This is a genomic window from Bacillus sp. JJ1127, from assembly GCF_036965845.1.
GTDB lineage: Bacteria > Bacillota > Bacilli > Bacillales > Bacillaceae_G > Bacillus_A.
Genome location: NZ_JBALQK010000012.1, coordinates 5,967 through 20,131 on the forward strand (window position 1 = coordinate 5,967; position 14,165 = coordinate 20,131).

Annotated in this window: 13 protein-coding genes; 10 read left to right on the forward strand and 3 right to left on the reverse strand. The window is 36.9% G+C overall.

The genetic code is table 11. The features are described 5' to 3' along the window. The first annotated feature begins 193 nt into the window (after positions 1 to 193). The 3 genes from rarD (at position 194) to V7183_RS02095 (ending at position 3,601) form a co-directional block, all read left to right on the forward strand. Entirely contained in the window at positions 194 to 1,135 is a 942-nt protein-coding gene (gene rarD / locus V7183_RS02085; RefSeq protein ID WP_335358553.1) for an EamA family transporter RarD, read from the forward strand. A gap of 78 nt (positions 1,136 to 1,213) precedes the next feature. Beyond that, the gene (locus V7183_RS02090; protein ID WP_335358554.1) at positions 1,214 to 1,639 is read left to right on the forward strand and encodes a divergent PAP2 family protein; all 426 of its coding nucleotides are present in this window, start codon (positions 1,214 to 1,216) and stop codon (positions 1,637 to 1,639) included. Positions 1,640 to 1,741: 102 nt separating this feature from the next. Then, complete coding sequence (locus tag V7183_RS02095; protein WP_335358555.1) at positions 1,742 to 3,601, forward strand: terpene cyclase/mutase family protein; 1,860 nt, start codon at positions 1,742 to 1,744, stop codon at positions 3,599 to 3,601. A 77-nt stretch (positions 3,602 to 3,678) separates the two neighbouring features. Here V7183_RS02095 and V7183_RS02100 read toward each other — a convergent pair whose 3' ends face one another. Further along, on the reverse strand, positions 3,679 to 3,828 hold the full coding sequence (locus V7183_RS02100) for a YfhD family protein (RefSeq protein ID WP_141523215.1): 150 nt from the start codon (positions 3,826 to 3,828) through the stop codon (positions 3,679 to 3,681). A gap of 134 nt (positions 3,829 to 3,962) precedes the next feature. Here V7183_RS02100 and fabG point away from each other — a divergent pair, with 134 nt between their 5' ends. Then, positions 3,963 to 4,703, forward strand: a complete 741-nt coding sequence (gene fabG, locus V7183_RS02105; protein ID WP_097897486.1) for a 3-oxoacyl-ACP reductase FabG — start codon at positions 3,963 to 3,965, stop codon at positions 4,701 to 4,703. Between the two features lie 51 nt (positions 4,704 to 4,754). On the opposite strand, the gene V7183_RS02110 is transcribed toward fabG, so the two are convergent. Beyond that, a complete protein-coding gene (locus V7183_RS02110; protein WP_335358556.1) occupies positions 4,755 to 6,239 on the reverse strand; it encodes an aldehyde dehydrogenase family protein in 1,485 nt (494 codons plus the stop codon). A 273-nt stretch (positions 6,240 to 6,512) separates the two neighbouring features. Here V7183_RS02110 and V7183_RS02115 point away from each other — a divergent pair, with 273 nt between their 5' ends. The 6 genes from V7183_RS02115 to V7183_RS02140 all read left to right on the forward strand — a co-directional run bounded on the left by V7183_RS02115 (position 6,513) and on the right by V7183_RS02140 (position 13,051). Further along, positions 6,513 to 6,791, forward strand: a complete 279-nt coding sequence (locus tag V7183_RS02115; RefSeq protein ID WP_335358557.1) for a YhdT family protein — start codon at positions 6,513 to 6,515, stop codon at positions 6,789 to 6,791. 3 nt (positions 6,792 to 6,794) lie between these two features. Continuing rightward, entirely contained in the window at positions 6,795 to 8,228 is a 1,434-nt protein-coding gene (panF, locus tag V7183_RS02120; RefSeq protein ID WP_335358558.1) for a sodium/pantothenate symporter, read from the forward strand. Between the two features lie 66 nt (positions 8,229 to 8,294). Continuing rightward, the gene (locus V7183_RS02125) at positions 8,295 to 9,308 is read left to right on the forward strand and encodes a nucleoside hydrolase (RefSeq protein WP_438825149.1); all 1,014 of its coding nucleotides are present in this window, start codon (positions 8,295 to 8,297) and stop codon (positions 9,306 to 9,308) included. A gap of 119 nt (positions 9,309 to 9,427) precedes the next feature. Continuing rightward, positions 9,428 to 10,537: a serine hydrolase gene (locus tag V7183_RS02130; RefSeq protein ID WP_097897490.1), complete on the forward strand. Its 1,110-nt coding sequence runs from the start codon at positions 9,428 to 9,430 to the stop codon at positions 10,535 to 10,537. Between the two features lie 102 nt (positions 10,538 to 10,639). Further along, a complete protein-coding gene (gene argH / locus V7183_RS02135) occupies positions 10,640 to 12,148 on the forward strand; it encodes an argininosuccinate lyase (RefSeq protein WP_335358559.1) in 1,509 nt (502 codons plus the stop codon). 66 nt (positions 12,149 to 12,214) lie between these two features. Then, complete coding sequence (locus V7183_RS02140) at positions 12,215 to 13,051, forward strand: GNAT family N-acetyltransferase (RefSeq protein ID WP_335358560.1); 837 nt, start codon at positions 12,215 to 12,217, stop codon at positions 13,049 to 13,051. Between the two features lie 189 nt (positions 13,052 to 13,240). Here the strand turns inward: V7183_RS02140 and V7183_RS02145 are convergent, their stop codons facing one another. Beyond that, positions 13,241 to 13,993: a (S)-benzoin forming benzil reductase gene (locus tag V7183_RS02145; RefSeq protein WP_335358561.1), complete on the reverse strand. Its 753-nt coding sequence runs from the start codon at positions 13,991 to 13,993 to the stop codon at positions 13,241 to 13,243. Positions 13,994 to 14,165 lie beyond the last annotated feature (172 nt).

Here is a 14,165-nt window from a genome sequence, read left to right on the forward strand (position 1 = left end):
TGAAAATGGATTTATATATGTCTAAAAGGAATTTAGCTGTTTTCTATTAGATTTTGAAGTACATATTATTATGAATAAGTAAGGCTTTTGAAAATATGATTACATTGTCGAAAAGGATAGGTAGAGAATATTTGTAAAGATTTACAGGTGCATCTTATAATGAAGAGAAAAAGAGAAGAGGAGAAAAGAGAAGATGGAGAGTCAAAAAGCACTGCAAAGAAAAGGAATTTTATATGCGGCCGGTGCTTATATGATGTGGGGGATTCTTCCGATTTATTGGAAATTAGTGGAGGGAGTTCCGGCTGAAGAAATATTAGCACATCGCATTGTTTGGGCTTTTGTTTTTATGCTGCTGATTTTGGGGATATCGAAGCGATTTAGTCAATTTTTGGGTGAGCTTGTGAGCCTTTTTAAACGTCCTAAACTATTCATTTCGTTAACAATTGCTTCCATTTTGATTAGTGGGAACTGGTTTGTGTACATATGGGCTGTAAATCATAATCATATCATTGAAGCGAGCCTTGGTTATTATATTAATCCTCTTGTGAGTATTTTACTTGGTACCATTGTATTGAAAGAAAAACTAAACTTTTGGCAATATGTTGCAGTTGGTTTAGCTGGAGTAGGGGTTATTATTTTAACGTTACGATATGGATCGATTCCATGGATCGCCCTCTCACTTGCTTTTACATTTGGATTATATGGATTAACGAAAAAATTACTGAATTATGATGCGATGATTGGTCTTACGATGGAAACAATGATTGTTACACCATTTGCGGTTCTTTATTTGTTTATGGTTGGGGAGCATGGTTTTGGTTCGTTTGGTTCTATTTCGACTACCTCAACATTACTGTTACTAGGAGCTGGGGCTGTTACAGCATTGCCGCTTCTTTATTTTGCTAAGGGGGCACAACTTATTCCGCTGTATATGATAGGCTTCTTGCAATATATTGCACCAACTATTAGTCTTATTTTAGGTGTTTTTGTGTTCCATGAGCATTTTACATCTGCTCATATTATGGCATTTTTCTTTATTTGGATTGCGTTATTTGTATTTTCGATAGCAAAAACACAATTTCTATTAAAAAAGCAACCGAAGTTTCTTAAAAATAAATCAGCAAAAGTATCATAAATGCGTAGTATTTTCTACGCATTTTTCTTTATACTTATAATATAGAATTTCCATTACAGTAAGTAGGGAGATGGAAATATGGAAACAATTTTACATAATGATCCACTTATGGCAGCTGTACTATCCTGGTTTTTAGCGCAGTTAACAAAAGTCATTTTTAAATTAGTAAAGACGGGAGAATTTGATTTTGCACAGTTTTTTGCTTCTGGCGGCATGCCAAGTTCTCATTCTTCAACTGTTACTGCATTGGCAACAGGTGTTGGAATGGTGGAAGGGGTAACGAGTACAGTGTTTGCTGTGGCCGTTATTTTTGCCATTATTGTCATGTATGATGCGTCAGGAGTAAGGCTTGCGGTAAGCAAACAGGCAAAGATTTTAAATGATTTTTTTCACGGTAGACAAACAGAATATAAGAAGTTAAATGAGCTGGTCGGACATACACCTTATCAAGTTGTTGTTGGGGCTATTTTAGGAATTGTTGTTGGAATTGGATATTGTTTATGAGCAGAACGTGGATTTTTACATGTTCTGCTTTTATTTGTTTCATACATAATTGTTTACGAATCGGAATATCGTATACGGATTTAGAAAAGGTGGGTGAAGAGCGTGTTACTATATGAAAAAGTACGTGAGGAAGTTGAGCGGAAAGTTACTGCACTTCGGACGATGCAGCAACAAGACGGAACATGGCGATTTTGTTTTGAAGGCTCACCATTAACGGATTGTCATATGATTTTTTTACTCAAATTACTAGGTCAAGATAAAGAAATAGAGCCGTTTGTTGCAAGACTAGCATCTCTTCAAACAAATGAAGGGACTTGGAAATTATACGAAGATGAACCTGTTGGTAACTTGTCCAATACAATTTTGGCATATGCGGCTTTACTTGCCTCTAGAAAGTATACAAAAGAAGACATAAATATGAAACGGGCTGAAGCATTTATTCGTGAACGAGGAGGTATTACACGCTCCCACTTTATGACGAAGTTTTTACTAGCACTTCATGGGGAATATGAATACCCTTCGTTATTTCACTTTCCAACGCCAATTTTATTTTTGCCCGAAGATTCTCCACTCAGTATATTTGAGCTAAGTAGTTCTGCACGTATTCACCTCATTCCGATGATGATTTGTATGAACAAACGATTTACCGTATCAAAAGCAATACTTCCTAATTTAGATTATATTTCAGGAGGGAGTAAGAAGCAGTGGTTTCGTGAAGAACGCTCGCCATTGTTCCAAACCTTGCTTGGAGATGTGAAAAAGTTTTTATCGTATCCCTTATCATTGCATTATAAAGGATACAATGAAGCTGAACGTTTTATGGTTGAACGGATTGATACAAATGGTACATTATACAGTTATGCTAGCGCTACATTTTATATGATTTATGCATTGCTTGCACTAGGGCATAGAGTTCAGTCTCCATTTATCACTAGAGCAGTAACGGGATTGAAATCTTATGTATGGAACATGGAAACCGGAAGTCATTTGCAAAATTCACCGTCTACAGTATGGGATACAGCGTTGCTAAGCTATTCTTTACAAGAAGCGAATGTATCCCAGAATACTCATATGATTCAAACAGCAACAGAGTATTTACTAAAAAGGCAGCAAAATGAGAAGAAAGATTGGAGTGCACATGCTCCGTCACTTGATGCTGGAGGCTGGGGATTTTCAGATATTAATACGACAATCCCAGATATTGATGACACGACAGCTGCCTTGAGAGCATTGGCACGGAGTCGAGAAGGAAATCAAAGAGTACAAGAAGCTTGGGGGAAAGGTATTGATTGGGTGAAGGGATTACAAAATATTGATGGGGGCTGGGCGGCTTTTGAAAGAGGTGTAACAAATCGTTTATTTTCTCATTTACCTCTTGAAAACGCAGATGATATGATCACAGATCCATCTACGGCAGATCTTACAGGTAGAGTATTAGAGTTTTTTGGAACGTATGCTCCACATGAATTAAAAGGTGACCAAAAGAATCAAGCAATCAAATGGTTAATGAATGCACAGGAGAAGAATGGATCGTGGTATGGGAAATGGGGGATAAGTTATATATATGGTACTTGGGCCGTTCTTACAGGTTTACGGGCAATAGGAGTTTCTGCTACTCATCCTGCTTTACAAAAGGCAGCTGCATGGTTAGAGAGTACGCAGCATAGCGACGGGGGCTGGGGTGAGTCTTGCCGAAGTAGCGTAGAAAAAAGGTTTGTTTCGTTACCGTTTAGTACCCCGTCACAAACAGCATGGGCGCTCGATGCACTTATTTCTTATTATGACGCAGAAACGCCAGTCATTCGAAAAGGAATTTCTTATTTACTCGAGCATTCTGCCGAGCATGAAGAATACCCCACAGGAACAGGGTTACCATCCGGCTTTTATATTCGCTATCATAGTTATCCTCATATATATCCATTACTTACTTTTGCACACTATATAAAAAAATATAGAAAATAAACCGAGAAATTGTCTCGGTTTATTTTTGTGGATAGTAGGTCCCAATTGAAAAGAATAAGGAACTAGGAGGTAGTACCTTATTTTTGTGTTGATTGGCGTTTTTGACGTGCATCGGCTGCATCTGCACGGGCATTTGCTTCTAAGTCATCGTGGTCAGCGAGTTCACGAGAAAACTCTACATCAATGCCATCAGAAACTTGTTTTCGATTTAGGTTCTTTTTGTTCATTCGACACAATCTCCTTGTGTGTTATGCTGTATTGCAACTTTAGTTTGACACAAATAGACTTTTTTATACAAAAAGGATTTAGAAAGGAAAAAGCCGAAATATATAGTATAAGTGATAGAAATGGGGGGAAAGTAATGGACTTTTTAAATGGGAGAACAGCTGTTGTAACAGGAGCTGCGCAAGGGATAGGGAAAGAAATTGCTAGTACTTTCGCAAAATTAGGGGCAAAGGTATTAATCAGTGATGTAAATGAAGAGAAATTAAGAGAAACAACAAATGAATTAGTAGAACAAGGATATAAAGTAAGTTTGTATGCTTGTGATGTAAGTAATCAAAGTGAGGCGAAATCATTAATTGAATATGCAGTTCAAACATTTGGGGGATTACATATTTTGGTTAATAATGCTGGGGTTACAAGGGACGCGATGTTACACAAAATGGAGAAAGCGGCATGGGAACAAGTAATGCAAGTGAATTTAACAGGAGTATTTTATTGTATGCAACCAGCGTTACTTTATATGAGACAACAACAATATGGACGTATTATCAACATTTCTTCTATTAGCTGGCAAGGAAATATCGGTCAGGCGAATTATGCAGCAACGAAAGCTGGGGTCATCGGTTTAACAAAAACAGCAGCGAAAGAGGGAGGAGGATTTGGAATTACTTGCAATGCAATTTGCCCAGGAGTTATAGATACAAATATGACAAAAACAATACCGGATAAAGTGAAAGAGAAGATGGTTGGAGGAATTCCAGTGGGACGAATTGGAACACCACAAGATATTGCAAATGCAGCTTCATTTTTAGCCTCAGATTACGCGTCTTATATTACAGGAGAAATTTTGCATGTTAGCGGTGGATTGCATGTGTAAAAGGTTGCATAATAAAGAAGGGCCTGACCAATTTTGGTCAGGCCCTTTCATTTAGTTCAAGTTCACCCAAACACTCTTTACTTCTGTATAGTTGTTTAATGCGTAGGATCCCATTTCACGACCAAGACCAGATTGTTTAAATCCTCCAAATGGAGATGCTGCATCAAATACGTTATAACAGTTTACCCACACTGTGCCCGCGCGAACTTTACTTGCAATATAGTGCGCATTTTTTATATTTTCTGTCCATACACCAGCAGCTAAACCAAAGGATGATTTATTTGCACGTTCAATGACTTCATCAATATCATTAAATGGCAATGCGGAGATAACAGGACCGAAAATTTCTTCTTTCGCAATTGTCATTTCATCATTTACATCTGCGAATACTGTTGGGGCAACAAAATATCCCTTATCAAACGGTTTATTTCCCCCGCAAAGTACTTCCGCACCTTCTTCAATTCCTTTTTCAATATATCCCATTACACGTTTTTGTTGTTCTTCAGAAACAAGAGGTCCAATTGTTGTTTGAGGATCTAGACCTGTACCTTGTGTTAATTTCTTAGAATAAAGAACAAGATCAGCCATGACATTATCATACATTTTCTTAGGGATAAATAAACGTGACCCAGCGCAGCATACTTGGCCTTGGTTAAACATAACACCAGAAAGCGCTGCTGGAATCGCTCGGGATAAATCAGCATCTGGCAAAATAATATTTGGTGATTTACCACCAAGTTCTAATGTGACTCGCTTCAATGTTTCGGATGCTTGTCTCATAATTTGTTTACCAACAGGAGTGGAACCTGTAAATGCGATTTTATCAACGAGAGGATGATTGACCAGAGCTTGTCCAGCTGTCTCACCGAATCCCGGTACGATGTTGACAACCCCTTTTGGGAATCCAGCCTCTTCAAATAATTCAGCTAAGTATAGAGCGGACAGAGGTGTTTGCTCCGCTGGTTTTAGTACAATGGTACATCCAGTTGCAAGAGCGGCACCCATCTTCCACATTGCCATAAGGAGCGGGAAGTTCCATGGAATAATTTGACCAACAACACCAACTGCTTCGTGGCGTGTGTAGTTAAAATATTCACCAGATACTGGGATTGTTTGCCCAACGATTTTTGTGGCCCAGCCAGCATAATAACGCATATGTTCAATTGCAAGCGGAATGTCTGCTGCTAACGTTTCACGAATTGGTTTTCCGTTGTCTAATGTTTCCAGTTGTGCTAGCTCTTCTTTATGCTCTTCCATTAAATCCGCAAGTTTGTACATAAGTCGGCTTCGTTCAGCGCCGCTCATACGTGACCAAGGCCCCTCGTCGAAAGCTTGCCTTGCAGCCATTACGGCTTTATGAATATCTTCGCGACCAGCTTCGGAAACAATCGCAAGTGTTTCGCCAGTGGCTGGATTAGGAGTTTTAAATGTCTTATCGGAAGCGCTTTCAATGAAAGCTCCATTCACATATAACTTTTTTGTTCCTTGAAGAAATTTCTCTACTTTTTCATGAAGATTTACAGCTAGTTGACTCATTGTATAACCCCCTTGAAAATATAATGTAAACGCAGTACGAGACGGCGTTTATTCCTATAGCAGGGTTGTAAGGAACTAGGTGAAAGACCTCTAATTTAAATCATAAATAACAAAGACTGAAAATTCAAATTTCATTTATGTTACAATTGTAAAAAATATGTAATGAATCATTAGCTTCTACATAATGATAAAAATTCCTGCACGTTTTTATTTTCTAGTAGGAAAAACTAGAAAAACAATGGTACAATTATACGTCGTGAGAGGAGGGAGAAAATGAAGAAGCATCATGATGACCCACGTTTTCGAATTGCCAATAGAGAAGCGTTAATCGGTCTTGGACTCGCTTTTATTAATTTCATAATATGGTATGGATTTGCTTATGGACTTGGTAGTAAGGATCCAAGTGAATATACATATGTATTAGGTTTTCCGGCGTGGTTTTTTTATAGTTGCATAGTTGGATTTATTGTAATAGTTATCCTTCTTATTTTAGTTGTACGTTTTGTATTTCAAGATATTTCACTCGATGAGGAAGAAAAAAGTGAGGAATGATAGATGAATTGGTATGTAATAATTCCAATGATAATTTCTTTTATTGTTGTATTTTTAATTGGTGTATATGCGTCAAGACGTGTGAAAGCAACGGCTCATAATAAATTTTTACAAGAGTATTTTCTAGGTGGGCGTGAACTTGGCGGTCTTTTATTAGCTATGACAATGATTGCTACGTATGGTAGTGCAAGTAGCTTTATCGGGGGGCCTGGTATTGCATACAATATGGGGCTTGGTTGGGTGCTGTTATCAGCAATCCAGGTTGTAACTGGTTACATCGTTTTGACTGTCCTTGGTAAAAAATTCGCAATTATAGCAAGGAAAATGGAAGCAATCACGCTTATTGATTATTTGAAAGGAAGATATAATCATAAAGGAGTCGTTATTCTTTCGGCATTATGTATTATCATTTTCTTATTTTCTGCAACAGTCGCGCAGTGGGTTGGTGGCGGACGATTAATTGAATCGTTAACAGGTCTTTCGTATACAACGTCCTTATTTCTTTTTACATTTTCTGTACTTGTGTACGTTTTAATCGGTGGATTCCGTGCTGTCGCTTTATCAGATACATTACTAGGAATGATTATGTTAGTGGGGACAACAATTATTTTAATTGCAACCGTAATTGCTGGTGGCGGAATTGAAAAGATCATGCATGAACTCATTCAAATCAATCCCAATTTAATTACGCCATTTGGAGCAGATGGTAGTTTAACGAAAACATATGTGACATCATTCTGGATTTTAATTGGTGTTGGAGTTGTTGGATTACCGCAAATTAGTGTGCGTGCTATGTCCTATAAAAACTCAAAGGCGATGCATCAAGCCTTAATCATTGGCACGATTGTTGTTGGTACAATTATGATTGGTATGCATTTAACAGGCGTATTTGCTCGTGTAGTACTTCCAGGTATAACTGTACCAGACAAAGTGATGCCGCTTCTTGCGATGAAAGTATTACCACCTTGGCTTGCTGGAATCTTTTTGGCTGCACCAATGGCAGCAATTATGTCCACTGTAAACTCATTATTACTACTTGTGAGTTCTTCGGTTATTAAGGACATATATGTAAACTACATAAATGAAAACGCTACAGACAAAGCTGTGAAGAAAGGAAGCCTATGGATTACTGGTATCGTTGGCTTACTTGTATATGCAGCAGCTATTAAACCGCCAGATTTCTTAATTTGGTTAAATTTATTCTCTTTTGGTGGCTTAGAGGCGGCTTTTATTTGGCCGATTGTTTTGGGGCTATATTGGAAGAGAGGAAATGCAATTGGTGCACTTGCATCCATTATTGTTGGAGTAGGCTCCTATATGATAGTTCATCTTTGGTTCCCAAATCCATTTCATATACATACCGTAGTCTTTCCAATTTGTTTTGCATGTATTGCTTATATAATGGGTAGTGTATTGACGGTGAAAAAAGAAGTGTAATAAAAAGGATAGAAAAAGGAAAAACAAAACCGTAGTTCTTCTAAAGAGGAGAACTACGGTTTTTTTATGATAAAATTGAGTTTTTCATTCTGCGTTCTTTTGTTTATTCATAAAGTAATAACAATTGATAAGATGGAGTTGAGGTCTATGAAAAAAGTACTGTTTTTAGGAGACCCAGGGATCGATGATTCGTTAGCGATTATGTATGGCTTGTTGCACCCTGAAATTGATATTGTAGGTGTGGTAACGGGATATGGGAATGTCACACAAGAAAAGGCAACAAGTAATGCAGCATATTTATTACAATTAGCTGGAAGAGAAGATATTCCGGTTATTAAAGGAGCCAAAATTCCTTTTTCGGGAGAAATTACAGCATATTATCCAGAAATTCATGGTACAGATGGATTGGGACCAATTCGTCCCCCTAAAACCATTTCGCCAAATATAAAATCTTTTTGTGAATTTTTTTCTATTCTTGAGAAATACAAAGGGGAACTGATTATTGTAGATGCTGGTAGATCAACAACATTAGCAACGGCTTTTATTTTAGAAAAACCACTTATGAAATATGTGAAAGAGTATTATATAATGGGAGGAGCTTTTTTAATACCAGGAAATGTTACACCTGTTGCAGAGGCAAACTTTCATGGTGACCCATTAGCCTCTGAATTAGTTATGCAAAATGCAAAAAATGTTACATTAATCCCTCTTAACGTAACATCTGGAGCGATCATAACACCTGAAACAGTGAAATATATCACAAAGAATTCAAAAACCAATTTTAAAAAATTAATTGAACCGATTTTTACTTATTATTATAAAGCATATAAAAAATTAAATCCCAAAATAACTGGAAGTCCAGTGCACGATGTGGTGACGATGATGGCAGCAGCGAACCCATCGCTTTTAGAATATGTTTATCGCCGCGTTGAAGTAGCTACATGTGGAATCGCTAAAGGAGAAAGTGTTGCTGATTTTCGGCCACAACCTGATGCAAAAGCTTTAAAAAATTGGGTGCGAATCGGATGGTCATTACATTACGAGAAGTTTCTTGACGATTTCGTGAAAATTATGACATAGACATAATAGGAGAATACAAGTTAAAATAATAGAGACGATTATTTAGACAATCGTCTCTATTATTTTGCTTGTAATGATATAAAATAGAGAAAAGATACACAATAGGAGAGGGAATTCACTTGAGAAAAGTTATAGTATGTGCAGGAATTGTGGGTATTTTCGTGTTGTTAATATCGGGTAACTTTTTAGTGAAAAAAGTGTGGGGTTCTAATAATGATGATGCGCAGTATGTAGCTTCATATGTTGAAGAGCATAAAGATGAAAAGAATAGTTCCATACTTATAAAAAGAAACGATAAAATTGTTTATTCTGTGAATCCAAATGTTGTATTACCAGTAGCGAGTACAATGAAATTAATTGTTGCGCTTGAATTTACGAAACAAGTTACAGAAGGGAAAATCGATCCTTCTAGTTTTGTCTCCATTGATGATGTGAATCGCTATTATGTCCCAAATACAGACGGTGGTGCGCAAGAGCGATGGCAAAAATATTTACAACGAAAAGGGAAAATAGATGAAAATGCAGTTTCTTTAGAAGAAGTTGCAAAGGGAATGATAAAATTTAGTTCAAATGCAAATACAGAGTATTTAATGGATCGACTTGGAATAGACAATATTAATCAAAATTTAAAAAGCTTATCACTTCCTTCTCATGAGCCGCTATTCCCAATTGTTTCATCATTATATATTCCTGGATATTTGCATAAGGAGTTACATGTTCCAAAATCTAAATTAGAGAAAGAACTAAGAGAAATGTCTCCGGAACAATATCGTCATTATGCAGTGGTTATCCATGAACGATTAAAAGAAAAAGGTCCATTATTACAAAAGGAAATTCCTCTTTATTTAGATGAAAAATATGACAAGATCTGGTCAGATAGGCTGCCAGCTGCTTCAGCAAATGATTATATGATCTTGCTTCAAAAGGCGAATCATAAAAAAAATTTTACAAAGGCTGAAGAGAAAGAATGGGCAAGTCTTGTTGAAACAGATATGAGTGCCCAGAAATATCACAAGGCATTTCGACATGCTGGACAGAAAAATGGTTATACACCATGGACGTTAGCGAAAGCAGTTTATGCTACCGATAAACATGGAAATTGTACAGAAATAGTCTTCTTAGCAAATCATGTAAATGAAGATGATAGTGCTGAACTACGTAAGCGCTTGTTGAATTTACATTTTCAGGTGTTACAAAGTGACAAATATGATGCAACTGTTATTAAATAAACCCGATGCGACATGCATCGGGTTTATTTTGTTGTACAAGCACCTTTTCGAAATTGCCGGGTATGATGATTAGTAATAACTAGGCGAGAGGGGGAAAAGGTGGTGAAAGGAAGTAAGGAAGAATTTATACAGAATGAGGGCGCTGATTTCCCTGGGAAAACCTATGCGGATTGTGTGCTGAAACATGTGTTTGAATTTCAACGAGATTATTTGTTACAAGATATGTTCATGGTTCACAGAGCTCATATTATTATGCTGATTGAACAAAGTGTATTGAAACCACAAGAAGCAAAGGAGATTTTAATGGCTGTTGAGGAAGTAGCACAAATTCCAAAGAGTCAACTGCTTTATACATCAAAGCATGAAGATCTCTTTTTTTTAATCGAACATTTAATTGTAAAAGAAGCGGATGATGATTTGGTAAGTAATATGCACATTGGCAGGAGCCGTAATGATATGGGAGTAACGATGTATCGGATGAGTTTACGCCGCTATTTATTACGTTTAATAGAGCACTTTATGTTATTAGAAGAAAGTATATTACAACTTGTTGATGATCATATGGAAACAATTATGCCTGCTTATACACATACGCAGCCTGCTCAGCCAACAACATTTGGTCATTATATGTTAGCCGTTTATGATGTGATGCAAAGAGATTTAGAGCGGATTTGGAAGACATATCATCTTGTGAATTGTTCACCAATGGGAGCGGCAGCTCTTTCTACGACAAGTTTTCCTATTAACAGACAGAGGGTTGCTACGTTACTTGGCTTCTCAAATGTTATTGAGAATTCATATGATGCGGTTGCAGGTGCAGATTATTTGTTGGAAGTTAGTTCGTTACTTATGGTGACAATGACAAATACGAGTAGATGGATTCATGATTTCTTACTATTCGCAACGAAAGAATACAATGGGATTACTGTTGCAAACCCATACGTACAAATCAGTAGCATCATGCCGCAAAAGCGGAATCCTGTTTCTATTGAGCATGTTCGGGCGCTTACTAGTGGTGCACTTGGAGAAGCTTTCACTGTATTTCAAATGATTCATAATACACCATTTGGAGATATTGTGGATACAGAAGATGACTTGCAACCTTATTTGTATGAAGGCATCGAAAAAGCGATTCGTATATTTTGCATTATGAATGCAGTGATTCGAACGATGAAGGTAGAAGAGAAAGTGTTAAGAAATCGCTCGTTTAAACATGCAATTACGATAACGGATTTTGCAGATATATTAACAAAGAATTACCATGTTCCTTTCCGGCGTGCTCATCAGGCTGCAAGCGATATCGCAATGATGTCTTTAAAGCAGAAAAAAGATTTACACGAACTCAATTTCACAGAAATAAATATGTACTTACAAGAAAACTTTAAGGTGATGCTTTCAGAAAAAGAATGGAAGGACATAATATCACCAGAAGCGTTTGTTGAAAAACGAATTGTATATGGTGGGCCGAGTAAAACAGAAATGATGCGTATGATTCAAAAAAGGCGAGAGCTTTTTAAGAAAGAAGAAGTTAAATTCGAGAAGGAAAAAGAGCGGATCTCACAAGTTGAAAAAGAAGTAATGATGATAGTCTTAAATATTATTGAATCGTAAAAGAAGGATTTGATGAATCAATCGCCAATGCTCTATTTAAATATAAATAGAAGGAAGAGATTGTCGATGGTTCAATTACAGGTATATGAAGATATTTCTCATTTTAAGAAGGATGTTGCTCCAATTTTAGAAATGAATGAGCAAAAAAATAATTTATTATTAGGAGTGTTACAGTTCGCGGAAAGTCCGTTGTTTATGGCAGTAGCAAAGCAAAATGAAAAAATTGCTCTCATATTTCTTCAAACTGAGCAAAAACAAATGATTGTTGCTACATGCGAGGGGTCACAAGAGGTGATAAAGGAAATCGCGAAGCAATTAACAAAGGTGTATCCAGATATACCTGGATTAATTGGTGAAAAACGAATCGTGAAACAGTTAGCTGATGAAATTGCACAACTAGAACAAAAGAAACTCTCTATTGGTATGAATCAAGGGGTATATGAATTAAAACAAGTGAAGAAAAGATGGGATGAACATGGCGTTTTCCGTCAAGTAAACAGCGGAGAATTACCATTAATCGGAAAATGGATATATCAATTTTGTGAAGATGTTCATTTGCCAACTACGGAAGAAAAGGCAAACCAAACTGCAAGCACATTAGTAAGTACAAATCGATTGTTTGGATGGGAAGTAGACGGGAGATTAGTTTCGGTAGCCGCAATAACAAGACCTACTAAGAGTAATATTACAGTCAATTTTGTGTATACACCGAAAGAAGAACGTAAAAAAGGATATGCTTCTAATTGTGTAGCTGCCCTCAGTCAGCGTATGTTAAACCAAGGCTATAAAACAACTACGTTATATACGGACTTAGCAAATCCAACGTCGAATAAGATTTATCAAGAGATAGGCTATGAACCAATAATGGAATCTGTATTAATATTTTTAGAACCGATAAAGTGAAACTTTAATCAGTGGGGATTTTCTTCATCCCCCACTGATTATCAGCCCTCACCAATCGGGCTTTTACGGGCAGTTTATCCCCCGCCTAACTTCTTTGCTTTCGCTGAATTTTGAGGTGGGAGTATTACTGCCCGTTAATGCGGGGTAAAATAAAAAAGCTCGCTTATATGCAAGCTTTTTTCTATGAAACTATTTTTCATCGATACGAATCACGCCGCCTTGCTCAAAATCATTCGTTTCTAATAGATGAACAACGGCTTTAGCGACGTATTCAGGAGAAAGTAATTTTCCTTCTTCTTTTAAAGCAATAAAGCGATCTAAGTTTATAAAATCTTCTTTTTCTGTCTGACGAATTTGTTGTTGCATACTTGTGTCCACAACACCTGGGGCAAAGGAAATGGTTTTGACTGGATAATCTTTCCCTGCTTCTTCTGTAGCGACGCACTGTGTAAACATATTTACACCAGCTTTCGCTGTACAATAAGCACCCCATCCAAAGTATGGTTTTTGACCAGCACCTGAGGAAATATTTACAATACGTTTGTCTACTTTCCAATCTTTTGTATGTTTCATAAAAGAAGAGGTAAGAATCATTGGGGCAATTAAATTAATTTGCACATTTGTAATCAAAAGTTCACTCTCTGATTTTTCAATCGGTTTCATTGGAGCAAGTGTACCTGCATTATTAACCAAATGGATAGATGAGACTTTTTCTTTTTCGATGGACAAAAAGATTGTTTCAAGATGAGCTTCTAAATGGTGTACATCTTGGAGATCAATTGAGTGAAATGTGAAAGGGATACCTTTTTGTTTTGCTTTTTCAATGAGTGTTTCATTTTGTCTTCTAGAAATACAAATGAGCCTTGTGTTTTCCTCTAACAATTGTGTAGCGATTGCTTCGCCTAATCCTTGTGAAGTACCTGTTATAATAACATAGCGCATACTTTACGGAACTCCTCTCGTACATATATACATCAATTAAAAAACCGACATAAAACCCCTCTTTTTAAGTGGGAGAGAGCATCTGGCCATGCATAGAAGCGGTTAGGACCTTTTTCTGCCACATGCGAAGTAAAAACAGAAAGAGCCAACGAGTAAAATGTACCCTATAGAA

Bases quoted from the DNA above. Each gene is read 5' to 3' on its own strand.
- rarD (WP_335358553.1), top strand. From the start codon at position 194: ATGGAGAGTCAAAAAGCACTGCAAAGAAAAGGAATTTTATATGCGGCC.
- V7183_RS02090 (WP_335358554.1), top strand. From the start codon at position 1,214: ATGGAAACAATTTTACATAATGATCCACTTATGGCAGCTGTACTATCC.
- V7183_RS02100 (WP_141523215.1), bottom strand. From the start codon at position 3,828: ATGAACAAAAAGAACCTAAATCGAAAACAAGTTTCTGATGGCATTGAT.
- fabG (WP_097897486.1), top strand. From the start codon at position 3,963: ATGGACTTTTTAAATGGGAGAACAGCTGTTGTAACAGGAGCTGCGCAA.
- V7183_RS02110 (WP_335358556.1), bottom strand. From the start codon at position 6,239: ATGAGTCAACTAGCTGTAAATCTTCATGAAAAAGTAGAGAAATTTCTT.
- V7183_RS02115 (WP_335358557.1), top strand. From the start codon at position 6,513: ATGAAGAAGCATCATGATGACCCACGTTTTCGAATTGCCAATAGAGAA.
- panF (WP_335358558.1), top strand. From the start codon at position 6,795: ATGAATTGGTATGTAATAATTCCAATGATAATTTCTTTTATTGTTGTA.
- V7183_RS02125 (WP_438825149.1), top strand. From the start codon at position 8,295: ATGATAAAATTGAGTTTTTCATTCTGCGTTCTTTTGTTTATTCATAAA.
- V7183_RS02140 (WP_335358560.1), top strand. From the start codon at position 12,215: ATGGTTCAATTACAGGTATATGAAGATATTTCTCATTTTAAGAAGGAT.
- V7183_RS02145 (WP_335358561.1), bottom strand. From the start codon at position 13,993: ATGCGCTATGTTATTATAACAGGTACTTCACAAGGATTAGGCGAAGCA.